This is a genomic window from Pseudothioclava alba, from assembly GCF_033100795.1.
Lineage (GTDB): Bacteria > Pseudomonadota > Alphaproteobacteria > Rhodobacterales > Rhodobacteraceae > Pseudothioclava.
This window is the reverse complement of record NZ_JAWLVI010000002.1, coordinates 197,171-223,575: the sequence shown is the minus strand read 5'-3', so window position 1 is coordinate 223,575 and position 26,405 is coordinate 197,171. Positions and strand designations below refer to the sequence as shown.

At 60.4% G+C, this 26,405-nt stretch carries 28 protein-coding genes; 13 read left to right on the top strand and 15 right to left on the bottom strand.

Annotated features, from left to right (window positions below):
• Positions 1 to 49 precede the first annotated feature (49 nt).
• From RYZ20_RS07015 to RYZ20_RS06995, 5 genes are all read left to right on the top strand, one after another.
• Positions 50 to 601, top strand: a complete 552-nt coding sequence (locus RYZ20_RS07015; protein WP_317671825.1) for an ActR/PrrA/RegA family redox response regulator transcription factor — start codon at positions 50 to 52, stop codon at positions 599 to 601.
• Between the two features lie 101 nt (positions 602 to 702).
• Complete coding sequence (locus RYZ20_RS07010; RefSeq protein ID WP_317671823.1) at positions 703 to 2,196, top strand: hypothetical protein; 1,494 nt, start codon at positions 703 to 705, stop codon at positions 2,194 to 2,196.
• A gap of 62 nt (positions 2,197 to 2,258) precedes the next feature.
• Positions 2,259 to 3,608, top strand: coding sequence for a TldD/PmbA family protein (locus RYZ20_RS07005; protein WP_317671821.1), 1,350 nt, complete (start codon positions 2,259 to 2,261; stop codon positions 3,606 to 3,608).
• On the top strand, positions 3,601 to 4,392 hold the full coding sequence (locus RYZ20_RS07000) for a 3'(2'),5'-bisphosphate nucleotidase CysQ (protein WP_317671819.1): 792 nt from the start codon (positions 3,601 to 3,603) through the stop codon (positions 4,390 to 4,392). Before RYZ20_RS07005 ends, RYZ20_RS07000 begins: the two co-directional genes overlap by 8 nt.
• Positions 4,393 to 4,442: 50 nt before the next feature.
• On the top strand, positions 4,443 to 4,997 hold the full coding sequence (locus tag RYZ20_RS06995) for a flavin reductase family protein (RefSeq protein ID WP_317671817.1): 555 nt from the start codon (positions 4,443 to 4,445) through the stop codon (positions 4,995 to 4,997).
• Here RYZ20_RS06995 and RYZ20_RS06990 read toward each other — a convergent pair whose 3' ends face one another.
• Genes RYZ20_RS06990 through RYZ20_RS06975 form a run of 4 tightly spaced genes read right to left on the bottom strand, consistent with a single transcriptional unit; the run spans position 4,998 to position 8,827 of the window.
• Complete coding sequence (locus RYZ20_RS06990; protein WP_317671815.1) at positions 4,998 to 5,561, bottom strand: PqiC family protein; 564 nt, start codon at positions 5,559 to 5,561, stop codon at positions 4,998 to 5,000.
• A 13-nt stretch (positions 5,562 to 5,574) separates the two neighbouring features.
• On the bottom strand, positions 5,575 to 7,596 hold the full coding sequence (locus RYZ20_RS06985) for a PqiB family protein (RefSeq protein WP_317671813.1): 2,022 nt from the start codon (positions 7,594 to 7,596) through the stop codon (positions 5,575 to 5,577).
• On the bottom strand, positions 7,593 to 8,210 hold the full coding sequence (locus RYZ20_RS06980; protein ID WP_317671811.1) for a paraquat-inducible protein A: 618 nt from the start codon (positions 8,208 to 8,210) through the stop codon (positions 7,593 to 7,595). The genes RYZ20_RS06985 and RYZ20_RS06980 overlap by 4 nt, the downstream gene beginning before the upstream one ends.
• Positions 8,207 to 8,827 carry a paraquat-inducible protein A gene (locus RYZ20_RS06975; RefSeq protein ID WP_317671809.1) on the bottom strand — a complete coding sequence of 207 codons (621 nt, stop codon included), beginning with the start codon at positions 8,825 to 8,827 and terminating at the stop codon, positions 8,207 to 8,209. The genes RYZ20_RS06980 and RYZ20_RS06975 overlap by 4 nt, the downstream gene beginning before the upstream one ends.
• 113 nt (positions 8,828 to 8,940) lie before the next feature.
• Here RYZ20_RS06975 and RYZ20_RS06970 point away from each other — a divergent pair, with 113 nt between their 5' ends.
• The 5 genes from RYZ20_RS06970 (at position 8,941) to RYZ20_RS06950 (ending at position 14,784) form a co-directional block, all read left to right on the top strand.
• Entirely contained in the window at positions 8,941 to 9,783 is an 843-nt protein-coding gene (locus tag RYZ20_RS06970) for a flagellar motor protein MotB (RefSeq protein ID WP_317671807.1), read from the top strand.
• 101 nt (positions 9,784 to 9,884) lie between these two features.
• A complete protein-coding gene (locus RYZ20_RS06965; protein ID WP_317671805.1) occupies positions 9,885 to 11,192 on the top strand; it encodes a flagellar hook protein FlgE in 1,308 nt (435 codons plus the stop codon).
• A 22-nt stretch (positions 11,193 to 11,214) separates the two neighbouring features.
• Complete coding sequence (gene flgK / locus RYZ20_RS06960) at positions 11,215 to 12,669, top strand: flagellar hook-associated protein FlgK (RefSeq protein ID WP_317671803.1); 1,455 nt, start codon at positions 11,215 to 11,217, stop codon at positions 12,667 to 12,669.
• A 1-nt stretch (position 12,670) separates the two neighbouring features.
• Complete coding sequence (locus RYZ20_RS06955) at positions 12,671 to 13,684, top strand: flagellin (protein WP_317671801.1); 1,014 nt, start codon at positions 12,671 to 12,673, stop codon at positions 13,682 to 13,684.
• Positions 13,684 to 14,784, top strand: coding sequence for a flagellar basal body P-ring protein FlgI (locus tag RYZ20_RS06950; RefSeq protein WP_317671799.1), 1,101 nt, complete (start codon positions 13,684 to 13,686; stop codon positions 14,782 to 14,784). Before RYZ20_RS06955 ends, RYZ20_RS06950 begins: the two co-directional genes overlap by 1 nt.
• A gap of 217 nt (positions 14,785 to 15,001) precedes the next feature.
• Here the strand turns inward: RYZ20_RS06950 and RYZ20_RS06945 are convergent, their stop codons facing one another.
• Complete coding sequence (locus RYZ20_RS06945; protein ID WP_317671797.1) at positions 15,002 to 16,000, bottom strand: hypothetical protein; 999 nt, start codon at positions 15,998 to 16,000, stop codon at positions 15,002 to 15,004.
• A gap of 243 nt (positions 16,001 to 16,243) precedes the next feature.
• Positions 16,244 to 18,910, bottom strand: coding sequence for a preprotein translocase subunit SecA (gene secA / locus RYZ20_RS06940; protein WP_317671795.1), 2,667 nt, complete (start codon positions 18,908 to 18,910; stop codon positions 16,244 to 16,246).
• Between the two features lie 181 nt (positions 18,911 to 19,091).
• Between secA and RYZ20_RS06935 the strand changes: the two genes are divergently transcribed.
• Genes RYZ20_RS06935 through mutT form a run of 3 tightly spaced genes read left to right on the top strand, consistent with a single transcriptional unit; the run spans position 19,092 to position 21,709 of the window.
• Positions 19,092 to 19,940, top strand: a complete 849-nt coding sequence (locus tag RYZ20_RS06935) for a peptidylprolyl isomerase (RefSeq protein WP_317671793.1) — start codon at positions 19,092 to 19,094, stop codon at positions 19,938 to 19,940.
• Between the two features lie 18 nt (positions 19,941 to 19,958).
• Positions 19,959 to 21,314 carry a bifunctional glutamate N-acetyltransferase/amino-acid acetyltransferase ArgJ gene (argJ, locus tag RYZ20_RS06930; RefSeq protein ID WP_317671791.1) on the top strand — a complete coding sequence of 452 codons (1,356 nt, stop codon included), beginning with the start codon at positions 19,959 to 19,961 and terminating at the stop codon, positions 21,312 to 21,314.
• A complete protein-coding gene (gene mutT / locus RYZ20_RS06925) occupies positions 21,311 to 21,709 on the top strand; it encodes an 8-oxo-dGTP diphosphatase MutT (protein WP_317671789.1) in 399 nt (132 codons plus the stop codon). Before argJ ends, mutT begins: the two co-directional genes overlap by 4 nt.
• Positions 21,710 to 21,798: 89 nt before the next feature.
• Here the strand turns inward: mutT and RYZ20_RS06920 are convergent, their stop codons facing one another.
• The 9 genes from RYZ20_RS06920 to RYZ20_RS06880 are packed head-to-tail and all read right to left on the bottom strand — an operon-like array spanning position 21,799 to position 26,350.
• Positions 21,799 to 22,293 (bottom strand): flagellar basal body-associated FliL family protein, encoded by a 495-nt coding sequence (locus RYZ20_RS06920; RefSeq protein WP_317671787.1) that lies wholly within the window; start codon positions 22,291 to 22,293, stop codon positions 21,799 to 21,801.
• 9 nt (positions 22,294 to 22,302) lie between these two features.
• Entirely contained in the window at positions 22,303 to 23,022 is a 720-nt protein-coding gene (flgH, locus tag RYZ20_RS06915) for a flagellar basal body L-ring protein FlgH (RefSeq protein ID WP_411572341.1), read from the bottom strand.
• A 20-nt stretch (positions 23,023 to 23,042) separates the two neighbouring features.
• Complete coding sequence (flgA, locus tag RYZ20_RS06910) at positions 23,043 to 23,468, bottom strand: flagellar basal body P-ring formation chaperone FlgA (RefSeq protein ID WP_317671783.1); 426 nt, start codon at positions 23,466 to 23,468, stop codon at positions 23,043 to 23,045.
• Complete coding sequence (gene flgG / locus RYZ20_RS06905; RefSeq protein WP_317671781.1) at positions 23,468 to 24,253, bottom strand: flagellar basal-body rod protein FlgG; 786 nt, start codon at positions 24,251 to 24,253, stop codon at positions 23,468 to 23,470. The genes flgA and flgG overlap by 1 nt, the downstream gene beginning before the upstream one ends.
• Before the next feature lie 12 nt (positions 24,254 to 24,265).
• Positions 24,266 to 24,982 carry a flagellar hook-basal body complex protein gene (locus RYZ20_RS06900; protein ID WP_317671779.1) on the bottom strand — a complete coding sequence of 239 codons (717 nt, stop codon included), beginning with the start codon at positions 24,980 to 24,982 and terminating at the stop codon, positions 24,266 to 24,268.
• Between the two features lie 3 nt (positions 24,983 to 24,985).
• The gene (locus RYZ20_RS06895) at positions 24,986 to 25,255 is read right to left on the bottom strand and encodes a flagellar biosynthetic protein FliQ (RefSeq protein WP_317671778.1); all 270 of its coding nucleotides are present in this window, start codon (positions 25,253 to 25,255) and stop codon (positions 24,986 to 24,988) included.
• Positions 25,255 to 25,548: a flagellar hook-basal body complex protein FliE gene (gene fliE / locus RYZ20_RS06890; RefSeq protein ID WP_317671776.1), complete on the bottom strand. Its 294-nt coding sequence runs from the start codon at positions 25,546 to 25,548 to the stop codon at positions 25,255 to 25,257. Before fliE ends, RYZ20_RS06895 begins: the two co-directional genes overlap by 1 nt.
• 20 nt (positions 25,549 to 25,568) lie before the next feature.
• Complete coding sequence (gene flgC, locus RYZ20_RS06885; RefSeq protein WP_317671774.1) at positions 25,569 to 25,961, bottom strand: flagellar basal body rod protein FlgC; 393 nt, start codon at positions 25,959 to 25,961, stop codon at positions 25,569 to 25,571.
• A gap of 2 nt (positions 25,962 to 25,963) precedes the next feature.
• Positions 25,964 to 26,350 (bottom strand): FlgB family protein, encoded by a 387-nt coding sequence (locus RYZ20_RS06880; RefSeq protein WP_317671772.1) that lies wholly within the window; start codon positions 26,348 to 26,350, stop codon positions 25,964 to 25,966.
• Positions 26,351 to 26,405 lie beyond the last annotated feature (55 nt).

The window sequence follows — 26,405 nt, the reverse complement described above, 5'->3', positions numbered from 1 at the left end:
CATCGCAGCCTAACAAGGTTAATTGAGTGCACCGACAAGAGGAAAAGGTATGGCCGATCAAGACCTCGACCTGGGAACCGACCGTTCACTTCTGCTGGTGGATGATGACGCACCGTTTCTGAACCGTCTTGCCCGCGCGATGGAGAAGCGCGGCTTCGAGACGACGACGGCGGAAACGGTGGCTGCGGGCAAGGCAATTGCACAGTCGACCCCCCCTGCCTATGCGGTTGTTGACCTGCGGCTTGAGGATGGCAACGGGCTTGATGTGGTCGAAGTGCTGCGCCAGCGCCGCCCCGATGCGCGGATCGTTGTGCTGACTGGCTATGGGGCGATTGCGACCGCCGTGGCTGCTGTCAAAATGGGCGCGACCGATTACCTGTCGAAACCCGCGGATGCGACCGACATCGTTAACGCGCTCCTGGCCCGCAAAGAGGAACTCCCGCCGCCGCCGGAAAACCCGATGAGTGCGGATCGCGTCCGTTGGGAGCATATCCAGCGCGTGTATGAGCTGTGCGACCGAAATGTCTCGGAAACCGCGCGGCGGCTGAACATGCATCGCCGGACGCTCCAGCGGATTCTGGCAAAGCGCAGCCCGCGCTAGGTTTCACGCTTTCGGGATAGCCCGCGCGCTCTCTTCCTATTGACCCTTCGGGGCGCAAACAGGAAGGTAGGACCGCGTATTTGTCACCGAAAGGAATTCTCATGGCACGCAGGGCAGGTGCAGCTTTCACCTCGGTTCTGACGACCGGCTTCGTATTGGCCGCCAGCACGGCTTTGGCCGATGTTACGGCCGAGCAGGTCTGGCAGAACTGGTCCGGACAATACGAAACCTACGGCTATACGGTTTCTACCGACAGCGTTGATAAATCCGGCGACACGCTGGTTATTTCGGGGCTTGGGCTAAAGCAGGTTCTGGACGATTCCAGCATGACGCTTCGCTTGCCGGAAATGCGCCTGCGCGAGCAAGGCGACGGCACGGTCGAAGTGTCCTTTGCAGATGTATTCGACGGCATCGCAACCAGTCAGATCCCCGGCGAACCCGGGTTCAGCCTTGCGATGAAAATGCGTCAGGCGGGGATGCATGTGATCGTTTCAGGCGCACCCGAGCAAATGAACTACGATGTCACGATGCCCGAGTTCGTTGTCGAGATGGACCAATCCGTCGCGGACGGTCAGGCGCAGGTGCCGGTGAAGCTCTGGCTGTCGATGTCAGGCGGCAACGGCAGCTATCAGGTCACCGAGGGCGCGGTGCAGGACACGACCTCGCAGATGAAACTTGGCGGGTTGCGCATGACGATGTCGGGCGCCGATCCGGAAACGGGCGGGGTGTTCTCGCTCGAAAGCGATTTTGTGAACCTCGATCTGGCAAGCCGCATCTCCCTGCCCAAGGGCGTGTCGATGAACGACCTTGGCACCGCGCTTGAGGCCGGCGCCGCTATGTCGTTCGATCTGTCATACGGCCAAAGCAAGACAAAGATGAATGTCGAGGCCGAGCAGGACAGCGTCAACCTTGCCTCGGACGCGCAATCGGGTGACCTGCATTTCGCGATGTCGGGTGCCGAGCTGGCCTATTCGGGCAAGGCAGAGGGTGTTTCCGTTAGCGCCTTGTCGCAGGCATTCCCGCTTCCGGTTTCAGCCTCGATGGCCTCGGCCGAGTTCGCACTCAGCCTTCCGGTCTCGCCCGCGCCAGAGGCGCGCCCCTTCACCGGCAAGGTCGCGCTGCGTGATCTGGCGGTCTCGGAAGAACTGTGGGGGATGGTCGATCCAATGGCCCAATTGCCGCATACACCTGCGACGCTGGTCGCCGATCTGGGTGGCACAGCGCGCGCCACGATGAACCTGTTCTCTGTGCAGGCCGCCGCACAGCCGGTGCCGCCGATTACGGTGGAAACCCTCAATATCAACGCGATTGATCTTTCGCTGGCCGGCGCGCGTCTAAGCGGCGACGGGCTGATGGACATTGATAATACGATTGGTGTGCCGATGCCGGTCGGGCAGGTCAATCTGCGCCTTGAGGGGGCGAATGCCTTGATGAACAGCCTCGTCGCGATGGGTCTTTTGCCCGAAGATCAGGTGATGTTCGCGCGCATGATGCTGGGGCTTTATGCGGTTCCGGTGGGTGAGGACGCGCTCGAATCCCGTATCGAGATGAAAGAAGGCGGGGAAATCCTCGCCAACGGCCAACGCATCCAGTAAGGAAAGCCACAGTTTCGGGCCGCTCGGAGCCTCCGGGCGGCCCGTTGATTTCAGGAGAGACCATGACCCAGGCGCGCCTGTCCGATCTGACCGAAGCCCTTCTGACCGCCGCCCGCCGCGCAGGCGCCGAGGCCGCCGATGCGATGGCGATTGACGGGCGGGCCGTGTCGATCGACGTGCGCGCCGGCAAGCTGGAACAGGCGGAACGATCCGAAGGGGTGGAGATCGGCCTGCGGGTTCTGTTGGGCAAACGGCAAGCTTGTGTGTCCGCGTCGAATGCCTCGGCGCAGACGATTGCCGAGATGGCCGAGCGCGCCGTGGCGATGGCAAAAGAAGCCCCCGAAGACCCCTACATCGGTCTTGCCGACCCCTCGCAGATCGCGCGGAATTGGGACATCGCCGCGCTGGAGCTTGAGGATACAAGCGCCGAGCCAGCAGCATCTGCACTGGAACAGGACGCGCGCGAGGCCGAAGCCGCCGCCCTTGGGGTTGAGGGCGTGACGCAGGTCCAGTCCGCTTCGGCGTCGTATTCGCGCCGTCAGGTTCATATCGCCGCGACAAACGGGTTTACCGCTGGCTATGGCCGCAGCTCGCGCTCGGTTTCGGCAGTGGCCATCTCGGGCGAGGGTCTGACGATGGAGCGCGATTGGGCCGCCGAGTCGCGCATCTTTCAGGCCGATTTGCCCGATGCGACCTTGGTCGGGCGTCAGGCAGGCGAGCGCGCGGTAGAACGCGCCGCGCCGCGCCGCCCGAAAACCGGCGCCTATCCGGTGCTGTTTGACGAACGGATCGCAGGCAGCCTGATCAGTCACCTTCTGGGCGCGATCAACGGCAGCGCCATCACACGCGGGGCTTCGTGGCTGCGCGATGCGATGGGCGCGCAGGTTCTGCCCGAGGGACTGTCGCTGATCGAAGACCCGCATCGCGCGCGCGTGTCCGGCTCGCGCCCCTTCGATGCCGAGGGGCTGCCAACCGCGCGGCGCGCCATTGTTGAAAACGGTGTGCTGACAAGCTGGACGCTGGATCTGGCGACCGCGCGCAAGCTGGGGCTGGAAAGCACCGCAAACGCGGGGCGCGGCACCTCGTCCCCGCCCTCGCCCGGCGCTGGAAACATAGCACTGACGCAGGGCAGCCAGACCCGCGCCGATCTGGCACGCGACATGGGAACGGGGCTATTGGTGACGTCGTTCATTGGTGCCACGATCAACCCGACGACAGGCGATTATTCGCGCGGCGCCTCGGGGTTCTGGGTCGAAAATGGAGAGATCCGCTATCCGGTCAATGAATGCACCATCGCGGGCAATCTACGTGAGATGCTGATGCGGATCATTCCGGCCAATGACGCGCGGGCGCATCTAAGCCACGTCGTCCCGTCGCTGCTGATCGAGGGGCTGACGCTTGCCGGTGAGTGACTTTTCCCAAGACCTGCGCCTGTTGACCGAGGCCGCTCATGCGGCGGGCGAGATCGCGCTGAAATACTGGCGGCGCAAGCCCGAAGCCTGGGACAAGGGCGACGGCGCCGGTCCCGTGTCCGAGGCCGATCTGGCGGTAAACGATATGCTTGCAACTGACCTGCGCGCGGCGCGGCCCGATTATGGCTGGCTGTCCGAGGAAAGCACGGACGACCCCGCACGCCTTGAGGCCGAGCATGTGTTCATCGTCGATCCGATAGACGGCACGCGGGCCTTTTTGAATGACGAGGGCAGCTTTGCCCATGCGCTTGCGGTTGTGCGGAGCGGCGAGGTTGTCGCGGGCGTCGTGCACCTGCCGGTGCTTGGTCTTACCTATGGGGCAACCCGCGACGGGGCGGCAACGCTGAACGGGCAAGACCTGACCCCCGGCACCCGAACCGAAGCGGCGGGCGCAACGGTGCTGACCTCGAAACTCTCGGATGATGGCTCACATTGGCGCAAGGGCGTGCCGCCCTATCAGCGCGCGTTTCGCCCCTCGCTGGCATGGCGGCTGTGCCTTGTGGCCGAGGGGCGGTTCGATGCCACTTTGTCGCTGCGGCCCGCGTGGGAATGGGACATCGCCGCCGCCAGCCTGATCGCGGATCGCGCGGGGCTGCGCTCGACCGACCGGCAGGGGCAGGCGTTGCGGTTCAACAATGCTGTGCCGCAGTCGAACGGGCTTCTGGTCGCAAATCCCACCCTGCACGCCGCGTTTCTGGACGAGTTGCGGCCCTGGCCGCTTTAGGCTTGCCGCTGTCACCCGAAAGATTATCTGAGGCCAGGGAGAGACCTCATATGAGCCAAAGCGATGACATCGAGAACGCCGTGACAGCGGCAGAGCAGGCCGGCCACGGGTTGCACCCTGACCCGGCCGACCCGCGTTTGCTGCGTTCGGCGCTTGGGCAGTTTGCGACAGGCGTCACGGTTATCACCGCGCGCGAGGCCGATACTGGCGCGCCAGTAGGGATTACCGTCAACAGCTTTGCCTCGGTCTCGCTTGATCCGGCGCTGGTCTTGTGGTCGGCGGCACGATCCTCGATGCGGCACGCGCATTTTTCGAATGCTGCGGCTTTCGCGATTCATGTGCTCAAGGCCGATCAAATGGCCGTAGCCGAGCGGTTTGCCCGTAACGGCAACGGCTTCGACGGGCTGGCCTATTGCCTGAACGGCGATGGCACGCCGCTTCTGGAGGGCGCCCTGGCGCGGTTTGAATGTGTGACCGAAGCCACCCACGAAGGCGGCGATCACACGATCATCATCGGGCGCGTGGTGCGGTTCCAGACGGCGACAAGCGGCGAACCGCTTGTCTTTGCGCAGGGCCGTTACGGCAGCTTTGCCGAACGCGGCTGATTACTTAAGCGCGGCGATCTGTTCGGCCAACTGGCCAATTGCCGCCGACTGCGCCTTAGCGATAAAGCCCGCCCCCTCGCCTTCGACCGGCACCTCTATATCGAAGCGATGCACAACGTCGCGCCCTGCGCCATATCCCGCCGGCGACACAAAATAGATGCCCGCCATGCGCAGCACCCCATCCGCACGCGGAAGCACCTGTTCGACCCGAACCTCGATCCGGCGATCCGGCTCTTGCGAGAGGGGCCACGGCTCGGCAATCACGGTTGCGCCCGAAAGCAATGAAATCTGCCGCGCCAGTGCCAGCGTCATCGCCCGCGCCGGATTATCCGCCCAGACGTTTTTCGAGGTCGAGCGCAGCGCGCCATCCTCGGTTTGCCAGACAATCTCTTGATCCGAGGCATATTGCGGCAAGGACACCTCGCGCAACTCTGCATGGCCCAGCCGGTTCGGCAGGGTTTTCGCCGCGCCCGGCGGGTCGATCATATAGCGCCCCGTCGAAAGCGGATCGGAACAGGCGCCCAAAACGCTTAGGCAGATCATCAAAAACACAGTGTTCCGCATGGAGTTTCTCCGTTCAGCGCCCAAGGATAAAGGCGCGCGGGTTGCGTTCGATCATCCGCGCCAAAGAGCCGAAAGCACTTGTTGCGTTGCGCAATTCGCGAATGGTCGAAACGATTTCATTGTTAAAGCTCGACCGCTCGCCATAGGCCGAGACAAGCTGCTCGGCACGACTGACAAGGGTTTCCAGCTTGCGGGTGAGTTCAGGCAGCCGATCCGTCGCCCCCGAGACCGCCGTCGCCGCGGATTGCGCCGCTTCCAGCGTGCCGTTGAGCTTGTCCGCAGCCCCGCCCGCGCGCAACTCGGCCAGAAGAGCCGCAGATTCCTCAAGTGTATCCGACAGCGCGCGCGGCAAACGCTCGGCATCCTTCGAGCCGAGCATCGTGCGAATATCGCCCAGCAATCCGTCAATCTGCTTGCCGATGTCGCCCAAGGGCATCGCCGCCACGGCCTGCGCCGCGTCATCGGCGGATTTGAGCATATCGCCAAGCCCCTCGATCTCGGTCAGCACGCTTTGAGCCGCACTACTGACCAGATCAAGCGCCTCGCCGGTTTTGGCGGCGGCACCCTGCGCATTAAGTTCGTCTGTCATGGTGCGCAGCCCCGCCAGAAGCTCTTTCAGCTCGGCAGGAATCGCGCGGGTCTGCTCGTCCGAGGCGACATCGGAAATCGCATCCATCGTGCGGATGGCCGAGTTCATCAGCTCCTCGATCGGCAGCGCCTGAATACGGTTGAACACGCCTTCCGCCGAGGAGGCCAGCGCGCTTTCATCGACCGGCGCCGTCGGAATTGACGGGAAAGGCTTGCGATCAAGGTTCATCTTGGCAGGCGGCAGGTTTTCGACATCGGTCAATTCGATCACCCGCGTCGTGCCAAGTATCCCCGCCGCCGCAATGCGCGCGCGCAGCCCCAGTTCGACCTCATTGGCAAGAAATTCCGCGACGACCTCTGGTCCGGTCTCGGAATCCAGCCCCAACTTAACCGGAGCCAGCGCGATTGCCACCTGCTGCTTGGGCGCCGGATTTCCAACGCTGTCAGTCTCGACGCGCACCGAAATTTCCGTCACCTCACCCGCCTCGATCCCACGGAACATGACCTTGGTGCCAAGCTCGATCCCTTTGATCGCATCATCGAACAGCAAGACAAACCGCGCAGGGTTCTCCAGATCATTACCGAAAATCGACTGGCGCGCCTTGTCGGCGCTCTCGAACAGGCGGAACCCGTGGCCGTTTTCTATCGGCGCACCGCCCGTCGCGAAAGTCTCGAACTCGATCCCGCCCTGCACCAGAGAGGCAAGCGAGCGCACATCAAGGTTCGCCCCCGACGGGCCAAGCGACACCGAAATCCCCGAGGTGTCCCAGAACCGCGTATTCGACGAAATCCGCGCGTCATAGGGCTTGTCGATAAAGGCATCGACAATCACCCCCGCGCCACCTTCGTTCAGACGCAGGTTGCGCAACCGCCCGACAGCAAGGCCGCGATAGATCACCGGCGCGCCTTCGGCCAGACCACCACCATCGGGCGCAAGCAGTTCGATCCACTTGCCTTTGCTCAGATCCGGCGCGATGGGCGCCTTATCCAGCCCTTTGTAAAGCGTCGCGGATCCGTTTTGCTGATTGTCCCAAAAACCCTCGATGAAAATGCCTGACAGCACTGTATCAAGGCGCGAAATCCCCTGCGCCGAGACCTGAGGCCGAACCAGCCAGAACTGCGCATCTTCATCGACAAACGGCGCAATATCCTTGTCGATGCGCACACTCACGCGCACCGATTTCAGATCATCGCTAAAGCCGACCTTCTCGACCTTGCCGACCTCGACCTCGCGGAATTTCAGTGGCGTTTCTCCGGGCTTGATGCCTGTCGCATCCGCAAAGTCGATCTCGACCAGCGCGCCGCGGTCACTATAGCTGCGCCACGCAACCCCCAGCGTCACCGCAAGCGCCAAGAGCGGCACTAGCCAGATCAGCGACAGGCGGCTCTGCATCGGAGACCGCGCCGGCGAGGTTACCAGTTCAGCGGGTTCAATCGGGTCACTCATACTGTATCCTGTTCAGAACCGCGCCAGATCAGGCGCGCGTCAAAGCTTTGGGCCGAGAGCATCGTAAATGCAACCGAGAGCGCAAAAGACACTGCTGCCGGACCGGGGTGGATCGAGGCCGCAAACCCAAGCTGCACAAGCGACGACAGGATCGCCACCACGAAGACGTCGATCATCGACCAGCGCCCGATAAACTCGACCGCCTCGTAAAGATGCAGGTGGCGATGCCCGCCCGCCCGCTCTGGCCCGCCCACGGCAAGCGCCAGATAGGCAATGGCCAGGAACTTGGCGACAGGGATGACAATCGAGGCGACAAACACAATCAAAGCAACGCCATAGTTGTGATGCCCGACCAGCTCGAACACGCCGCCGAGGATTGTATTCTCCTGCGTCTCCCCCAAGGTCCGCGTTTTCAGCATCGGAGAAAGGTTCGCGGGCAGGTAGCAGATCAGCCCCGCAGCCCACCACGCCCAGACCCGTTGCAGACTGTTCGCCGAAACAGGATGCAAGACCGCTCCGCAGCGGGTGCAATGCGTATCAGTGGCGGACGACACCGCGCAGCACCGGATGCAGCCGGTCAATCCGGCATCGGTCGCGGTTGGAAACTGTGTCATTGCCCCAACGCGCGCCAGATCACGCCCTTGCTCATGAATGCGTTTTTCAACCCCATAATCATCACCAACAAACAAAACGCCCAGAACGCAGGGCCAAAAGACACACTCGCCAGCCCCGCCACTTTCACCAGCGCAACCGCGACACCGATGATAAAGACCTCGGCCATCATCCACGGAGACATAACCTCGACCGCATGAAACACCTCGGCAGCCCTCGGCCAAGGCGGCGCCCCTTTCGACAGCGGCCAGAGCACATAGATCAGCGCGCAGAACCGCAGCAACGGAAGCGCTACGATCATCAGCATCACGGCCAGAGCCAGCGGCGCCAGAAAACCGTCGGAAAACGCCATCGCCACTCCGAAGATCGAACTGCCATGCGACAGCCCCTGCGCCGAGATTTGCAGAAACGGAAAAAACACCGCGCCAACCATCAGGATAATCGCGGTCAGAGACAGGGCGATCACATGCAGGAACGAGACCTCGCGCGGCTCGATCAGCAATGTCCCGCAACGGGCACATCTGGCACGCTCGTTTTCCGCAAGTGCACGCGCCCTGTGCAGGGCATCGCACTTCGGGCATGCGATCAGTTCGGAAAGGGGCGACATCTCACTCGACATGGCGTCAGAATACCGCGTGCCTGCGCGGAAGGAAATGGAGCGAATTTTAACTGTTAAACGCGGCTTAAGCCTTGGTTGCTAAACCGGACCTTGGGTGAATATGAGGTGGTGGGATGAGCGCGGGTGATAACGCGCGGCCGATCATCATCAAGAAGAAAAAGGTCTCCGGCGGAGACGGCCACCACGGTGGGGCGTGGAAGGTGGCTTACGCCGACTTTGTGACCGCCATGATGGCATTCTTCATGTTGATGTGGCTGCTGAACGCAACGACGGAAAAACAACGCAAGGGCATCGCGGATTACTTCAATCCGACGATCCCGATCAACCGGATTTCCGGTGGCGGCGAAGGGGCTTTCGGCGGGGATTCGGTCTTCTCCGAGGACCAGATCGCACAGACCGGCACAGGCGCCAGTGCACAGCAACCCTCCGAACAGCGTCAGGCGCGCGGGCAACATTCCGCCGAGGATCTGAAGGATTCGGCCGATGGCGAGTTCGAGCAGATCGCCCGCGATATCGAGCAGTCGCTGATGGGCGTTGGCGGCGAGTCGATGGTCTCGGAACAGCTTGCACGGCATATCGTTACGCGTGTCACAGACGAGGGGCTGATTGTCGAGTTCTTCGATCTTGAAAATGAGCCTCTGTTCAAGAATGAAACCTCTCAAGCAACAGATATAACTATTGAAATCGTGGAAATGATCGCGCGCATCTTTGGGCTTGTCGCAAACGATGTGGCGCTGAACGGCCACACCCGCGCTTATCCTGACATGATGCGCAAGAACCCGGTGTGGGAGCTGTCTGTCGCACGCGCAGACACGATTCGGCTACTGCTCGCAGACGCAGGACTGCGCCCAGAACGTATCGGTCGCGTCAGCGGTTTTGCCGACCGGCGGTTGTCAGCGCAGCCCCCGCTGTCGGTGCGGAACAACCGGATCGAGCTGATCCTGCTGCGAAACTGACACCATAGAATAGTTCCGATTTTATCTGTTAGTTCGATGTTAAGGGCTTGGGGCGCAGTCTGCCGTCTAATCATAGGACGCAGCATCAGAAAGGCGCACTCATGTCCATTTCATCCTCGCTCAATGCGGGCGTCGCCGGCTTGGCGGCGAATGCGACGCGGCTCGCAACGATTTCAGACAACATCGCGAACTCCGGCACCTATGGCTATAAACGCGCCATTGCCGAATTCGAGAGCATGGTCATCAATCAGGCGCGGGGTGCGGGTGTCTACTCCGCCGGTGGCGTGCGCGCCTCTACCTCGCGCCTGATCGAAGAGCGCGGCACGCTGGTCTCAACCTCGAATTCTCTGGACCTTGCCGTGTCGGGGCGCGGGATGCTGCCGGTTCTGCCTAGCGTGACGCTGGACAACCAGATGGGCGATCAACCCTTGATGATGACGACAACCGGCGCGTTCCGCACCGATGCCGACGGAACGCTGGTTACGGAATCCGGTCTGGTTCTGCTGGGCTGGCCCGCCAATGCCGACGGGACGATTCCGGTCATGCCCCGCGATACAGTCGCCGGACTCGAGCCGGTGGTCGTCAACGCCAACCAGACCGCAGGCGACCCCACCACCGAGATGAACCTGGGCGTCAACCTTCCGGCGGTCGGAACCGAGGCTGGCGCATCCGGCGAGGCACTGCCACTGTCGGTCGAATACTTCGGCAACCTTGGCACCTCTGAAACACTCGACATCACCTTCACCCCAACCGTTCCGTCGTCGGGCAGCTCGAATGAATGGACGATGATTATCAAGGACTCGGCGCAGGCCGGAGCGACAATCGGTGAATACGTTCTGACCTTCGACGACAGCCGCGGCAATGGCGGCACACTTGCCTCGGTTAGCGTGACTTCGGGCGGCGCCTATAATGCGACAGATGGCTCGCTGGCCCTGACCGTTGACGGCGGCCCGTTGACAATGACCATCGGCAAGATCGGTGACACGAACGGCCTGACGCAGCTGTCGGACAGCTTCGCACCCACGCATATCACCAAAGACGGTTCCCCTGTGGGCAACCTGACCGCCGTCGAGGTCGACGAGAACGGGTATATCAAGGCCACCTACGACACCGGCTTTATCCGGACCGTCTATCAGATCCCGCTTGTCGATGTCCCCAACCAGAACGGCCTTCTGTCACTTGACAACCAGACCTTTCAGGTCTCGCCAACATCGGGCTCGTTCTTTCTTTGGAATGCGGGCGACGGTCCGACCGGCTCGATCGAGGGGTATGCCCGTGAAGGCTCTGCCGTCGATGTCGCGCAAGAGCTTACAAATCTTATCCAGACCCAGCGGGCCTATTCGTCGAACGCCAAAGTCATCCAGACAGTGGATGAGATGTTGCAGGAGACGACAAACATTAAACGCTGATAATCGCGCGAGGTAACGACAAATGAGCATCTCCGGTTCGCTCAGTAATGCACTATCCGGGTTGGCTGCTGCCTCCCGAATGGCCGACGTCGTTGCCTCGAACACTTCGAACGCGATGACTGAGGGATATGCGCGGCGCGAGCTTTCGCTCGCCTCGCAAACCCTTGGCGGCAATGGCGCAGGCGTCCGCATCCTCGGGCTTGAGCGAATTACGAATAATACCGTCATTCAGGATCTGCGTCTTGCAACCTCGGCCACCTCTTCTGCCGGGGTCCGCGCCGATTTCTACAGCAGGATCGAGGCCGTCCTTGGGGAACCCGACGATCCGTCGTCTCTTGTAGCCAAAGTTACCGCTTTCGAGGCTGCCCTCGTCGAAGCCTCAAGCCGCCCCGACAGTGCCTCGCGCCTGGAAGGTGTGTTGCGCACCGCCACCGCCATTACCGAGCACCTGACTTCAGTCTCAGACGAGATCTCGACACTCCGCATGGGGGCCGATCAGGAGATTCAGCGTCAGGTCGATACGCTGAATGGGTCCCTTCAGCAGGTCGATCAGCTAAACGCTTCGATCCTTGCCTATCGAAGTTCTGGACGCGATGCGACCGCCCTTATGGACCAACGCCAGTCAATCATCGACCAGATTTCAGAGATCGTTCCCGTCCGGCAGCAAGAACGCGACAACCTTCAGGTGTCGCTCTACACCACCGGCGGGGCGATCCTGCTTGAGGGCAATCCCTCCCAGATCGGGTTCTCTTCAGTCGGCGTGATTACCCCCGACATGACGCAGCAATCCGGGGCGCTCTCCGGCCTTACGCTGAACGGCATGACCATAAGCAGTAGCAAAGGTGGCGTTCTAGGTGGCGGGTCTCTGGGGGCGCTGTTTGAGGTGCGCGACGATCTTGCCACGGGCGCGCAAAGCCAAATCGACGCCTTCGCCCGCGACCTGATCGAGCGATTTCAAGACCCATCAGTGGATCCCACCCTCAACAGCGGTGATGCGGGTCTGTTCACCGATGCCGGCTTGGCGTTCTCAAGCGCGAATGAAGTCGGCATCTCGGGGCGGATTCGCGTGTCTGCGCTCGTCGATCCGGCACATGGCGGAAGTGTCAGCAAGCTCAGGGACGGATTGGGATCAACCTCGACAGGCGATCCGAGTAACGCGACGCTTTTGAACGCCATGCTGGACAGCCTTACCGAAGCACGCCAGCCAGCCACCGGCACCTTTGGCGGCGGCGCCAATGGCTCGATCAACCTTGCGGCCGATTTTCTCTCCCAGATCGCGGGCAATCGCCTGAGCGCCGAAGACACCGCATCCTATGCAACAGCGCGCCAAGGCGCGTTGAAAGAACTGGTTCTCGCGGACGGGGTCGACACCGATTACGAGATGCAAATGCTGCTGAAAGTCGAGCAGATGTATGCGGCGAATGCGCGCGTCATTCAGACAATCGACTCTCTCATCAGCCAAATTCTGGAGCTGTAAGATGAACTACATTTCCATCGGCGACATGGCCCAGCAATTTCAGCTTCGTCAGCATAATGTGCAGCTGAAATCTACGATGAACCAACTGACAAAAGAAGTTGTCACGGGTGAACACAGCGACATCGCGCGCGCGCTACGCGGGGATTTGACGGCGCTCTCCGGCATTGATCGAAGCATGAAGTTGCTCACGTCCTACGATGTCGTCACTGCAGAAGTCGATCTGGCCACTAGCGCGATGCAGACCGTTCTGGACAGCATCCGGAATTCGGCAAGCGATACCGGCGCGACGCTGATCTCGTCAGCGACAACCTCGGCCACGGCGATGCTGGATGCGGCAACGGGGGATGCCGCGGTCAAGTTCACTTCATTGATCTCTTCTCTCAACACGAATGTCGGTGGGCGCTATCTTTTTGGCGGAGCCGCAACGGGGGATGCCCCCGTTTCATCATCAAGTGACATCCTTTCGCAGATCAAATCGGCTATCAGCGGGGTCACAGTGGTCTCCGACATCATCGCTGCGGTGGATGATTGGTTCGATGCGCCCGTCGGTTCAACCGGATACCGGAACGATGCCTACCTGGGATCGCAATCTCCCGCTGGCCCTTTCAATATCGCCGAAGGTGAGCGGATCACCGTTGACGTCAGCGCAGCAAGTCCGGAGGTGCGTGATCTTCTGAAAGGCTATGCTCTCGCCGCGCTCATCGACGACGGCCTGGCAGAAGGCAACATCTCGGGCCGTTCGATCCTCGCTCAGGCGGCGGGAGAGCGCATCATTGCAGGCGAAGGGAAAATCGCAAGCCTTCAAGGCAAGGTTGGAACCATTCAGGGCCAGGTCGAAAGCGCCCAGGCCCGCAATGCCGCAGAGACATCTGCGCTTGAACTGGCGCGTAACAAGCTTGTCAGCACCGATCCGTACGAAACGGCCACTGCGCTTGAAGCCGTCAAAGGGCAACTGGAAACGCTCTACACCCTCACCTCCCGACTGTCGGGGCTCTCTTTGGTGGATTATATCTGATGCAAAAGCTATTTCTCTTCTGTCTGTCACTTCTCCTTCCGGCGCTGGCGATCGCCGGCGAAATCCGCATCAAGGATCTGGTGGAGTTTGACGGAGTTCGGGGCAATGACCTTGTTGGTTATGGGCTTGTGGTCGGTTTGAACGGCACAGGCGACGGCCTCCGGAACTCCCCTTTCACCGAAGAGATCATGTCAAATGTCCTCGAACGGCTCGGCGTTAACGTTACCGGAGAGCAAATTCGGCCCAAGAATGTTGCCGCCGTCATGGTCACAGCGACGCTTCCTCCCTTCGCGCGCGCAGGAAGCCAGCTTGATGTCGCTGTTGCCGCTATTGGCGACGCCAAAAGCCTTTTGGGCGGCACATTGGTCATGACCCCTCTCAAAGCCGCCGATGGCGAAATCTATGCTGTCGCTCAGGGTCAGATAATTGCGGGCGGAGCAGCCGCAACAGGCGAAGCGGCTTCTGTAGTGCGGGGCGTTCCGACCTCTGGCAGCATTCCGAACGGCGGCCGCATAGAACGCGAAATCGATTTTGAACTGAACAACCTTGAAAACGTGCGCCTTGCCCTGCGGACCCCAGATTTCACGACTGCAGGGCGCATCGAACACGCGATTAATTCGGAGCTCGGGCGCGGCATTGCCGTCATGCAGGATGCAGGCACGGTAGCATTAAATGTCAGACGCTCGAATATGCGCTCGACCTCACATCTTCTGGGTCGGATCGAGAATATTTCGGTTACGCCGGAAACCCGCGCGCGCGTGGTGGTCGACCAACGCTCGGGGACAATCGTCATGGGAGAAGATGTACGGATCTCGCATGTCGCCGTAAGTCAAGGGAACCTGACGCTGCGCGTCGAAGAGGCTCCGTTGGTGGTGCAGCCGAACCCGTTCGCACAGGGTCAATCCGTCATTGTGCCCCGCACGAATGCGTCTCTTACTGAGGATCCGGGAACAAAAATGGCCGAACTACAAGAAGGCAGTTCGCTGACCGAGGTTGTCGCGGGCCTGAATGCTTTAGGAATCAGCCCGCGAGACATGATCGACATTCTCAAAAGCATTAACGCTGCCGGAGCGCTTCATGCCGATTTCATAGTGAACTAGCGGCAGCTGATTGATCGGGCTCAGGGCGTTTCTGCCTGACGTGGAGGCTTTGATTTCCAAGCGCATTTATAGCGCATACGGCTACCGAGTCTGCGTATGAAACATAGGCCGCGAGGTATATTTCCAGCGGGCCGTGCCCCCGAATTGAACGAGAGATCGGGTCGGCACACTGACGCCAATTGCTCGTCTGGATCATCATCACCCAGCGACGGCGACCCTAATCTGCCGAGGCAAGTTCAAGCGGCGCCTCGGGAAGGTCCATCAGAAGTGACGATCCGACCGCATCGCATTCAGGCATCGCAAAGCTGAGTGCCGTCACCTCGAGGCCGCGCGCGCCGGACCGGATCAGTTTTCCCGCAAGATCGGTATCACAGCTTTCTTCTGTTACCAGCGCCTCGAGATCAAACTGGGTATCTTCCATTTCGTGCGGAGCGATATAGACTTCGGCCATAGCTCCACCGTAGACCTCTCCAAGCACCAGAATATACCCGCCAAGCAGTGTATCCGGTGTTCGCGGCGAGGTCGAACTGACGTGCCCCGCCCCTCCGGCGCCGGAGCCAAATTCAAACGCGTTCAATCGCAATGCATCGGCACCTACCCAGCTCAGCGCAAGGACTTTGAACGCCGGCACGGCATCGAGACGCAGGGTGGCCTCGCTGACTTCGTTGTCTGCGAAATATGCTTTAATATCAATATTTTGCCCATAAGCAGGCACCACCCCTGCCCATTGCCCGTCGGCGTCAGTCAGAATGTCGAACTCGAGCGCGCCATCGGACACTCGCACCTCCTCTTGCGGGTGACAGGGCGCCATCAACTCGACGCGCACCAATCCATGAGCCGCATCACTCAGCGCCAGCGCACTGGGCTCACAAGCAGACACCTGGGCGACCCCGAAACCGCCTGGTTCACTGGTTTCAAAGGGCATTTTCGACACCGCGCGGGTTTCACTGACGTCGCGCACCGCGATAATCGGCAGCGTCAACGGCCCCTCGGCCAGGCTGGATCGCACGACCGCAGGGATGCTCGCCACAGATTGGATGTTGCGAATCTCGTCCATTCGCACGGGGGCGGCGGCAGCAACCCGCGACTGCGCCAGATCCGGGCGCTGCCCCAGACTGTCTGAATTCTGCATGATATAGCCGCTGCCCGCTGCCAAAAGCACGCTCGACCCCAAAACCGCTGCCCTGCGGAGATTTCGCATTTTCGCCTCCGTCACCTCTTTCTTCCAAAAAGGTTAACGGTGGATTCGGGCAATGTTTGGGAGGCGGTGTGGCAATGTTTCCTGATTCAGGACAACAAAGATGTCTACATATAGCACATGCAACGCAACGGGATACGATATTTGGACTCGCAAGGCAGACTCGCCAGAATCGCGCCCCATTCGCGCCGCTGCACACACGGAATCGTATAGAAAAACCGCCACCCTTTCAGGTGGCGGTTTCGGTAATTTATCAGAAGGTTACAGCTTGCCGTGGCAGTGCTTGAACTTCTCACCCGAGCCACAGGGGCAAGGATCGTTCCGTCCCGGCGCGCCCCAAGTTGAGGGGTCAGACTCGTCAAAGCCCGACACGGCAGCGTTTTGCGGCACCGGCGCGGCGGCCTCCATTCCAGCCTGCTGCGCGATCATCGCTGCGCGTTCTTCCTCGGTCATCGGGCGCACACGGGCCAGACGTTGGGTCACCTCGGAACGCAGGCTGTCGAGCATAATCTCGAAAAGCTGGAAGCTCTCGGTCTTATACTCGCTCAGCGGGTCGCGCTGCGCATGAACGCGCAGGAAGATCACCGAGCGAAGCTGTTCAAGCGTGACCAGATGCTCGCGCCATTTGGTGTCGATCGTCTGCAAGAGAACCTGCTTTTCGATCATATCCATGTTCTCGTCACCGAAGCCCGCGCGCTTTTCGGCCATATAGGCATCCATCGCCTCTTCGATGCGTTCCGCGATGGCGTCCTGATCGACACCCTCTTCCGCCGCCCAATCCGCGAGCGGAAGCTGCATGTTCAGCTTGTCGATCACGGCGGCGTTCATACCCTCGAGATCCCACTGATCGGCATAGGTTTTCGGCGGCATATGGTCGTCGATCAGATCGTCGATGACCTGCACCCGCATATCGCGCACGATTTCGACAATCTCGGTCGATTCCATGATGTCGCGACGCTGCGAGAAGATCGCCTTCCGCTGATCGTTCATCACATCGTCGAACTTCAGAAGCTGTTTACGGATGTCGAAGTTGCGCCCCTCGACCTTGGCCTGAGCGCGTTCGAGCGACTTGTTCACCCACGGGTGCACAATCGCCTCGCCCTCTTTCATACCCAGTTTCGAGAGCACGCTCTCAAGCTTGTCCGAGCCGAAGATGCGCATCAGGTCGTCTTCCAGCGACAGGAAGAACAGTGAACGACCCGGATCGCCCTGACGGCCCGAACGACCGCGCAACTGGTTGTCGATCCGGCGGCTTTCGTGACGCTCGGTGGCCAGAACAAACAGACCGCCCGCGTCGATCACCTTCTGCTTTTCTTCGGCGTGCTCGGCTTCGATCCGCGCACGCACCTCGTCGGGGTCGGCCTCGGGGTTCGCACCAAGCTCTTCGATCACTTTCATCTCGACGTTGCCGCCAAGCTGAATATCGGTGCCGCGGCCTGCCATGTTGGTTGCAATCGTCACCGCGCCCAGACGACCGGCATCCGCCACGATCTGCGCCTCTTTGTCGTGCTGGCGGGCGTTCAGCACGTTATGCGCGATACCCTCTTGCGTCAGCATCGCGGACAGCATCTCGGATTTCTCGATCGAGATCGTGCCGACAAGAACCGGTTGGCCGTTTTCGTGCGCTTTCTTCAGCGCCTTGATGACCGCCTCGTATTTCTCCTGCGCCGTGCGATAGACGCGGTCGTGTTCGTCCACACGCTGCACCGCGCGGTTCGTCGGAACCTCGACCACGCCAAGGTTGTAGATCTCGGCGAATTCGTCGGCCTCGGTCGCGGCAGTGCCGGTCATCCCCGAGAGCGTGTCATAGAGACGGAAGTAGTTCTGGAACGTCACCGAGGCGAGCGTCACGTTTTCGGGCTGCACCGTCAGCCCCTCTTTCGCCTCGATCGCCTGATGCAAACCATCCGACAGGCGGCGCCCACGCATCGCGCGGCCCGTATGCTCGTCGATCAGCACGACTTCCTGACCGTTCACCACATAGTGCTGGTCGCGGAAGAACGCCTTATGCGCGCGCAAAGCCTGATTGGCGTGGTGCACGATGGTCGTCGACTCGGGGTCATAAAGCGATTGGCCCTCGGGCAGAATACCATTGGCCTGCAAAAGCTGTTCGAGGAACTCGTTGCCCTCTTCGGTATAGGTGGCGTTGCGCGACTTTTCGTCCAGCTTGAAATGCTCGGGCGCAAGCTCGGGGATGAATTTGTCGAGCGTGCGATACAGTTCGGAACGGTCCTGCGAGGGGCCGGAGATAATCAGCGGCGTGCGCGCCTCGTCGATCAGGATCGAGTCGACCTCGTCCACAATCGCGAAGTAATGATCGCGCTGCATCATCTCTTCGACCGATCCCTTCATGTTGTCTCGAAGGTAGTCGAAGCCCAGTTCGTTGTTCGTCGCGTAGGTGATGTCGGCCTGATAGGCGGCCTTCTTCTCGGCGTCTTCCTGGAACGGGTAGACAACGCCGGTCGTCAGACCAAGCGCGCCGTAGACCTTGCTCATCCATTCCGCGTCGCGCCGTGCAAGGTAATCGTTCACCGTCACCACATGCACACCGCGCCCCGTCAGCGCATTCAGATAGGCCGGGAAGGTCGCGACAAGGGTTTTACCCTCGCCCGTTTTCATCTCCGAGATATTGCCCTGGTGCAGGAAAATGCCGCCCATCAACTGCACGTCAAACGCGCGCAGGCCAAGGGCACGGCGCGCGGCCTCGCGACAGTTGGCGAAGGCTTCGGGCAAAAGCGCGTCAAGGCTTTCGCCCTCGGCAACGCGCGCTTTGAATTCTGCGGTTTTCTCGATCAGTTGCGCGTCGGTCAGTTTCTCGAACTCGGGTTCGAGTGCATTGATCTTTGCGACGATCGGGCGGGTAGCTTTTACCTTGCGGTCATTCGGCGTTCCGAAGACCTTTCGGGCGAGTGTTCCAAGGCCGAGCATGTTCTCTCCGCGTTCTATGACCAAATCGTGTGAAGAGCGGCCTTGCCGCGCCCTGCCTGCCCGCCTAGAACGGCTTGCGAAAAAAGGGCGGAATTACCTTCACCGGACCCTAGGCGATGTAAGGGTCCACCGTCTGACTGTCAACGCTGCGGGGTGCCGCATTACTACGGGAGTGGCATAGATGCCGAAACTAGCGAAATATCTGGGTAGCAGCGTTCTGGCGATCTGCCTTGCGGGTGCGGTTTGGGCCGAAGGCGCGGCGCCGAATGCCGATACCGTTGTGGCTACGGTCAACGGCTCGGAAATCACGCTCGGGCATCTGGTGGCCCTGCGCGACGCGCTGCCGCCACAATATGCCCAACTTCCCGACGACGTGCTGTTCGAAGGCGTGCTGGAGCAGATGATCCAGCAGACCGCGCTTTCGCAGATCGGTGAGGGCCGCCTGACCAAACGCGACCATATCGCGCTTGAGGTGCAACGCCGCGCCTATGTCGCCAATTCGCTGCTGGCCTATACGGCGGATCAGGCTGTGTCCGAAGATGACCTACTGGCCGCCTATAACGCGAAGTTCGGCGCCACCCAACCGCGCGAATATCACGCGGCACATATTCTGGTGGATACGCAGGAAGAGGCGCAACAGCTTAAGGCCGAGATAGACGGCGGCGCTGCTTTTGCCGATCTGGCGAAAGAGCACTCCAAGGATGGCGCGGCTGTTTCCGGCGGTGATCTGGGCTGGTTCACGCTTTATGACATGGTCGAGCCGTTCGCCGATGCCGTGGCCGCGATGCAGGAAGGCACGATTTCCGATCCGGTTCAGACGAAATACGGCTGGCACCTGATCGAGTTGCAAGAAACCCGACTGACCGACGCGCCCAAGCTTGAAGACGTGCGCGAGCAGCTTGAAGGCGACCTGCGCCAGCAAGCCGTCGAAGCCCGCGTCACCGAGGCTATGGAAAAAACCCAAGTGACGCGTATGGTAGACGGGATTGATCCCGCGATCCTGAAAGATCCGGCGATTCTCGGTAATTAAGCGCAGGGGCACTGGCCAATGGCGAAGAAGAACAAAGACATGAAAGAGCGGATCGAAAAGCTCAAGGCGAAGGTCAAAAAGCTGAAAGCGAAGCTCGGGCGCACTCCGGCGAAGCCGATCGCCAAAGGGCCGCTTATCTCGCCGCTGGCCCCCGCTGCCTTTCCGCAACTTCCGGTGATTGAGGGGGTCGAATTTGCGACCGCAGCGGCGGGCGTCAAATATCAGGGCCGGACCGATGTCATGCTGGCCCGTATCTGCGAGGGGGCCGCGATTGCCGGTGCCTTTACCAAATCCTCCACCCGCGCGGCCTGCGTTCTGGATTGCCAGAGCAAGCTGAATGCACGGGGCGCGGCCGAGGCTACGGGTGGTGCCGCAATCATCGTGAACTCGGGCAACGCCAACGCCTTCACGGGCGCGGCGGGGGCGCAATCGGTTGACGCCGTGACGGGTGCGGTCGCGGAAGCTCTGGGGCTGGATGCGGCGCGGGTGTTCTCAAGCTCGACCGGTGTGATTGGCGAACCCCTGCCCCATGACCGGATCGTCGCGACGGTGGCTGACCTGAAAGCTTCACTTTCCGCGGATGGGGCCGAGGCCGCCGCCCGTGCAATCATGACGACCGACACCTTCGCTAAAGGCGCCACTGTCGAGGTCGAGGGCGATGGCGGCACGATCAAGATCGTCGGCATTGCCAAAGGCTCGGGGATGATCGCGCCGAATATGGCGACGATGCTGGTCTATATCTTCACCGACGCCGCAATTTCCGCGAAGAACCTGCAAAAAATGCTGTCGCGTCAGGTGGATGACACCTTCAACGCGATTACCGTCGATAGCGATACGTCAACCTCCGATGCGCTGATCGTGGCAGCGACGGGCAAGACCCCTGCCGCGCCGATTACCGACCTGCGCTCGCGCCCCGCGCGCGCTTTCGAGGCCGGTCTGCGCAAGGTTATGATGGATCTGGCCCATCAGGTCGTGCGCGATGGCGAAGGCGCGACAAAATTCGTCGAGGTTCGCGTGACCGGCGCCACCACCGCCGAGGATGCCCACAAGGTCGCGATGTCCGTCGCCAACTCTCCCTTGGTCAAGACCGCCATCGCGGGTGAGGATGCGAACTGGGGTCGCGTGGTGGCTGCCGTTGGCAAGTCGGGCGCAGTTGCAGACCGCGACAAGCTGACCATCTCGTTCGGGGATATGGTTCTGGCCGAGAAAGGTTGGCGCGTGCCAGACTATTCCGAGGCGGAGGCTTCGGCCTATATGAAGCAAGACGAGCTGGTGATCGGCGTCGATCTGGGCCTTGGCAAAGCCGCCAAATCGGTCTGGACCTGCGATCTGACCTATCGCTACATCGAGATCAACGCGGACTACCGCTCGTGAAGCTACTCCTTGTCTCTGCCGTTGCGCTCATCGACCCCGATGGGCGCATCCTGTTGGCCCAACGCCCCGAGGGGAAATCCCTCGCGGGGCTGTGGGAGTTTCCCGGTGGCAAGGTCGAACCGGGCGAGACGCCCGAAGCCTGCCTGATCCGCGAGCTGAAGGAAGAGTTGGGGATCGACACCTGGCAAAGCTGCCTCGCTCCGCTGACATTTGCATCACACAGCTATGACGAGTTTCACCTGATGATGCCGCTCTTTGCCTGCCGCAAATGGCAGGGCATTGTGACGCCACAAGAGGGGCAACAGCTTGCATGGGTGCGCGCGAACGAGTTGCGTAACTACCCGATGCCGCCTGCCGACGAGCCACTCATCCCGATACTGCGGGACTGGATTTGAGGTAAATATCCCGAGATCGGCGACGGTGGGTAAAAATGCGCCGCGCACCGACCAGCGGGCAGTTGCCGCATAACACCCCTGGTAATCTGTCAGACATCTTGCCGGACGATGTCAGAAACCAGGATACTCAGGATACTGTCTCCCAAGATATTTTGCGAGACCTCGAGCAGCGCGACCCGCAGACGCTCCATATTCGTCGAGCCGGTGAAATTGCCGTCGAACCCGCCCGAGTTCGCATGATCAAACAGCACCTGCAGCAATGCATCGCGCACCTTTGGCTCAGAGCGATAGACCTTTTCAGTCATACCCAACTTCACCTCAAGACTGAGCGACATAATCACAAGCGCCGAGACGCGCCCCTCGCGGACAACTGGCACCACGAATTGGTTGTTCAGCTTCACGAATTCGGTTGTCGGTTCGCCCTCGACCACATCGTGAGCGACCTCGGCCGCGTGCTGCACATCCACACAGGCATCTGCCTCGTCGTGGGATGCCTCCTCGGGGGGGGGGCGCAGAAAATATCCGGCGCCCCCACCTGCGGCCAGCCCGATCAGGGCCAGAATAACTGGGATTAATTTGCGCATATCCGGGCCTCAGAACGGAAGGAGGATGTCTGCAACTTGCTGACCGATCCTCGGTTGCTGGACATCGGTGATCTGGCCTCGACCACCGTAAGAGATGCGGGCGCCTGCTATCTTGTCGTAGGTGATTTCATTCTGGCGGCTGATATCCTCGGGCCGGACAAATCCGGCCACCACCAGTTCGCGCACCTCGAAATTCACGCGCACCTCCTGACTGCCCTGAATGCGCAAAACGCCATTCGGAAGCCGGTCGATGATTGTCGCCGCGACGCGCAAGGTGAGTTTTTCTTTGCGTGAAACCGACCCGTCGCCCTGATACGAATGGCTGGACGAGGTCGCCATTGCTTCTGCCATCGAGGCTCCTGCCGGAAGTTCTGCATCGAGACGCTGCGGAATACCCAAGAGCTGCGGAATACCCATCGAGTCCGAGCCGCTGCGTGATCGACCTGTCGAATTGGAGATCTGCGCTTCATCGTCTATCTCGATGACGACCGTCAGGATGTCACCGCGTGCGGCGGCGCGGCGATCCCCTAGCAAAGAGGCCTTCGATCCCGACCAAAGCGACGCGCGCTCAGTCGGAACCGGCGCTTCAGAAATAGCCGGCATCGGCGTGGCGGCCATCGCAAAATACTCGTTCCCGTTTTCGACCGGCGAGAATTGCGGAGCCTTCCCGACATCTTCCAGCCGTTCACACCCGGCCAAAGCCACAACTACAAAAAGGACACTGAGGATACGCATTTCAATTGCTTTCATTAAGGAGTGACAAGGGCTTCGCCGCTGTCAAGAACCCGCGCGCGCAGCACAGATTTCGACGACTGGTTCATAACCCTGATGACATCACCCGGCGCACCGCGCTCAAGCGCGCGCCCATCGGCACGGATAACCAGGCTGCCTGACTGGTAGACCAAGCCAAGCAGTTGGTTTCGTCGGACAGTTGCCGGTTGACGCAACAAATCCAGCCGGAGCGGTGTCCCGGCATAGACCGCAACGCGCGTTTCAAGACCCAGCACCTCCATCGGGTCTGACGCGGTGCCAGCGGTGGTGCCGTCCACCACCGAAAGATCGCCGGGCGTAAGCACGGTTTGCGCGCGGAGGGTGCGCGTTGCGACAACCGTTTCGCCCTGAAGCGCGGAACCGGCGAAAACAAGCAGTGCAAGAAGCAGACCAAACCCCTTCATCAGCGCACCTGAGTGGTTGCGCCAAGCATCTGGTCGGCTGCCGAGATAACTTTCGAATTCAACTCGTATCCGCGTTGAGCTTGAATGAGTTCGGTGATTTCGCGCACCGGATCGACAGAACTGGCCTCCAGATATCCTTGACGGAGTGTGCCAAGCCCATCTGTTCCCGGCGTTGAAACCAGCGGGGGGCCGGATGCGGGGGTTTCAATGAAGAGGTTTGATCCCATTGCCTCCAGTCCCTTTTCATTCGTGAACGAGGCAAGCGTGAACTGTCCCAGTAGCTGTGGCTGGATCTGGTTCTGGAAATAGGCGTAAACCTCACCTTCCGAGTTGATTGCGATCGACTGCGCATCCGTCGGAATGGTGATATCAGGCACGACCGGATAGCCGTCCGAAGTGACGATCTGACCGTCTTGTGACCGCTTCAGCCCGCCATCGCGGGTATAGCCGGAAACGCCGGAAGGAAGGGTGACTTCGAGATAGCCGTTGCCATCAATTGCCACATCCAGATCGCTGTTAGTGGCACTCAGCGAGCCTTGGGCCAGCGTCACACTGACTGCTGTCGGGCGCACACCAAGACCCAGCTGAACCCCCGCCGGAATAACCGTTCCGTCGCTGGCCGCAATCGTGCCGGGGCGTGTCATTTGCTGGTAGTGAAGATCGGCAAACTCGGCGCGCCGGGCGTTGTAACCGGTCGTCGACATGTTCGCGAGGTTGTTCGAAATCACCTCGACGCGCATTTGCTGCGCACTCATGCCGGTTGCTGCGATTTGAAGCGCTCTCATTGGATAATCTCCTTATCGGCCGAGCGTCGAGATGACGCCGCGAACTCGTTGATCTTCCCGTTCAAGGAAGCTCTGACCCATTTCATAGGCACGCTGGACCTCGATCATCCGGGCAATCTCGGAAATGGGGTCCACGTTCGATTCCTCGACGAAACCTTGCAAGAGTCGGAAATCCTGTGCTTCTTGCACGCCGGATTTCACGCTGAACATCGTGCCGCCCTGATGGGTCAGTTCGTTCCGGTCAATCGGTTCGACCACACCGATCTGGGCCACAGGGGCGCCGCCGACCGACAGTGTGCCATCGGGCGCCACCGTCGCCGCCCCGCCAGTGGTCGGCACAAAAACCGGGGAACCACCGTTATCCAGCAGGCGATAGCCATCGGGGGTTACAAGCTCTCCAGCCTCGTTCGGGGTAAAGCTGCCAGCACGGGTAAGCTGAACACCTTGCGGGGTTTCGATCTGGAAAAACCCGTCCCCCTCGATCGCGAAGTCGAAGCTCCCACCAGTTTGGGTAAGCGAGCCTTGCGACAGGTCCACCTCTCGACCATGCGCATAGGCCATAGACAAAGACGGCTCTGCGCCCTCCAGTCCCGCGACATATTCCGAGAAGATCACGCCCTCGCGCCGGAAGCCCGCGGTCGAGATATTGGCGATATTGTTGGCGACCGAGCGCATTTCCTGCATCAGGCCAGATTGGCGCGTGAGCGTCGAATAAATAGCGTTATCCATAGTTTAGCCCCCCGCAATCAGGCGTAAGAGATGCGACTGGAAGAAATCGACAAGGGTGCTAGACATGAACGACATCGACACCCAGAAAACGATCAGCATCCCGCCAACCTTGGGCACGAAAGTCAGCGTCATTTCCTGAACCGAGGTCAGCGCTTGAAACAGGCCGATAGCAACACCTGCAATCAGCGCGACGCCAAGCATAGGCGCGGAGATCGTGACAGCTATCCAGAGCGCCTGACGCATCGTGTCGAAGAATACTGCTTCCTGGACCATCAGATCTGCATCCTCAGAATTTCCTGATAGGCCTCGACCACCTTGTTGCGCACCGTCACCGCGGTTTCTACCGCCAGTTCTGTTTGTGCCAGAGCCTGAACCAGCGAATGCGGATCCGCGCCGCCAGTCATGGCCGAACGCGCGGTCTCCTCTCCGGCCTGAAGGGTTTGTGCAAAGTCCTGCGCAAGCTTGCCAAAGGCCGATGCTCCGGCCTCGCCAGCTTTGGCCGTAGGGGCCGCAGCTGAACGGGCCTGAGCATAGCCTTGGGTCGCAAATGAGGTTCTGACATCCATTCTGGATCTCCTCTCGAGGGTTAGCGACGCAGCAGATCGAGCAGAGCCGACGACATTTGCCGTGTCTGATCGAACATCTTGAGGTTCGCCTCGTAACTGCGCTGCGCTTCGCGCGCGTCTGCGATTTCGACAACCAGATCGACATTCGAGCCGTCGTAATAGCCGGTGTCATCGGCCAGAGGGTTGCCGGGTTCGTAAATTCTGCTCAGCTCGCTTTTGTCGAACTGCATCGGGCCAACGGACACACCACCCGTTTGCTCTCCGTCAGAGACAAGCGGTTCAAAGGTGGTCATTTTCCGGTGGTATCCGGGGGTATCGGCATTCGCGATATTCTCGGATACATGACGAAGACGCATGGCTTGCGCCTTCATGCCAGACGCCGAAAGCCCCAGTGCGGTAGAAAAATCACTCATGATCAACCCCTTCCAAGACTGCTGCGCATGATGTTGAGGGATGATTTATAGATGGCGAGGGCCAGGTCGTGCTGTCGCTTGACCTCGACGCCCGTCACCATTTCATCTTCGATCGAAACGGTGTTTCCGTTGGGCGATCCGACGCCGGGGTCAGACCGCTCTGCCATCTCGCTGCGAACCGTTGCGTCAAAGCCCAAATGACCCGAACGAGTCGCGTGCATCGGGCTTCCCGTCTGGGTTTCATAGGTCTGCGCGAATGATGCGGTATCAAGCGCCTTGTAACCGGGCGTATCCGCATTCGCGATATTCTGATTGATCGCGGTCTGGCGAAACGCAGCATGCGACGCCATCGACTGAGCCATCTGAAAGATATCGAGTTTTCCAAACATCGGGGCTTCTCCTCCGAGCTATCAACCAAGGATTAAGGGAGAATCGTTTAGAAAA

What these genes read in the sequence shown, in the direction of transcription:
- RYZ20_RS07015 (WP_317671825.1), top strand. Translation starts at nt 50, where the DNA reads ATGGCCGATCAAGACCTCGACCTGGGAACCGACCGTTCACTTCTGCTG.
- RYZ20_RS07010 (WP_317671823.1), top strand. Translation starts at nt 703, where the DNA reads ATGGCACGCAGGGCAGGTGCAGCTTTCACCTCGGTTCTGACGACCGGC.
- RYZ20_RS07005 (WP_317671821.1), top strand. Translation starts at nt 2,259, where the DNA reads ATGACCCAGGCGCGCCTGTCCGATCTGACCGAAGCCCTTCTGACCGCC.
- RYZ20_RS06995 (WP_317671817.1), top strand. Translation starts at nt 4,443, where the DNA reads ATGAGCCAAAGCGATGACATCGAGAACGCCGTGACAGCGGCAGAGCAG.
- RYZ20_RS06990 (WP_317671815.1), bottom strand. Translation starts at nt 5,561, where the DNA reads ATGCGGAACACTGTGTTTTTGATGATCTGCCTAAGCGTTTTGGGCGCC.
- RYZ20_RS06985 (WP_317671813.1), bottom strand. Translation starts at nt 7,596, where the DNA reads ATGAGTGACCCGATTGAACCCGCTGAACTGGTAACCTCGCCGGCGCGG.
- RYZ20_RS06980 (WP_317671811.1), bottom strand. Translation starts at nt 8,210, where the DNA reads ATGACACAGTTTCCAACCGCGACCGATGCCGGATTGACCGGCTGCATC.
- RYZ20_RS06975 (WP_317671809.1), bottom strand. Translation starts at nt 8,827, where the DNA reads ATGTCGAGTGAGATGTCGCCCCTTTCCGAACTGATCGCATGCCCGAAG.
- RYZ20_RS06970 (WP_317671807.1), top strand. Translation starts at nt 8,941, where the DNA reads ATGAGCGCGGGTGATAACGCGCGGCCGATCATCATCAAGAAGAAAAAG.
- RYZ20_RS06965 (WP_317671805.1), top strand. Translation starts at nt 9,885, where the DNA reads ATGTCCATTTCATCCTCGCTCAATGCGGGCGTCGCCGGCTTGGCGGCG.
- flgK (WP_317671803.1), top strand. Translation starts at nt 11,215, where the DNA reads ATGAGCATCTCCGGTTCGCTCAGTAATGCACTATCCGGGTTGGCTGCT.
- RYZ20_RS06955 (WP_317671801.1), top strand. Translation starts at nt 12,671, where the DNA reads ATGAACTACATTTCCATCGGCGACATGGCCCAGCAATTTCAGCTTCGT.
- RYZ20_RS06950 (WP_317671799.1), top strand. Translation starts at nt 13,684, where the DNA reads ATGCAAAAGCTATTTCTCTTCTGTCTGTCACTTCTCCTTCCGGCGCTG.
- secA (WP_317671795.1), bottom strand. Translation starts at nt 18,910, where the DNA reads ATGCTCGGCCTTGGAACACTCGCCCGAAAGGTCTTCGGAACGCCGAAT.
- RYZ20_RS06935 (WP_317671793.1), top strand. Translation starts at nt 19,092, where the DNA reads ATGCCGAAACTAGCGAAATATCTGGGTAGCAGCGTTCTGGCGATCTGC.
- argJ (WP_317671791.1), top strand. Translation starts at nt 19,959, where the DNA reads ATGGCGAAGAAGAACAAAGACATGAAAGAGCGGATCGAAAAGCTCAAG.
- RYZ20_RS06920 (WP_317671787.1), bottom strand. Translation starts at nt 22,293, where the DNA reads ATGCGCAAATTAATCCCAGTTATTCTGGCCCTGATCGGGCTGGCCGCA.
- flgA (WP_317671783.1), bottom strand. Translation starts at nt 23,468, where the DNA reads ATGAAGGGGTTTGGTCTGCTTCTTGCACTGCTTGTTTTCGCCGGTTCC.
- flgG (WP_317671781.1), bottom strand. Translation starts at nt 24,253, where the DNA reads ATGAGAGCGCTTCAAATCGCAGCAACCGGCATGAGTGCGCAGCAAATG.
- RYZ20_RS06900 (WP_317671779.1), bottom strand. Translation starts at nt 24,982, where the DNA reads ATGGATAACGCTATTTATTCGACGCTCACGCGCCAATCTGGCCTGATG.
- RYZ20_RS06895 (WP_317671778.1), bottom strand. Translation starts at nt 25,255, where the DNA reads ATGGTCCAGGAAGCAGTATTCTTCGACACGATGCGTCAGGCGCTCTGG.
- fliE (WP_317671776.1), bottom strand. Translation starts at nt 25,548, where the DNA reads ATGGATGTCAGAACCTCATTTGCGACCCAAGGCTATGCTCAGGCCCGT.
- flgC (WP_317671774.1), bottom strand. Translation starts at nt 25,961, where the DNA reads ATGAGTGATTTTTCTACCGCACTGGGGCTTTCGGCGTCTGGCATGAAG.
- RYZ20_RS06880 (WP_317671772.1), bottom strand. Translation starts at nt 26,350, where the DNA reads ATGTTTGGAAAACTCGATATCTTTCAGATGGCTCAGTCGATGGCGTCG.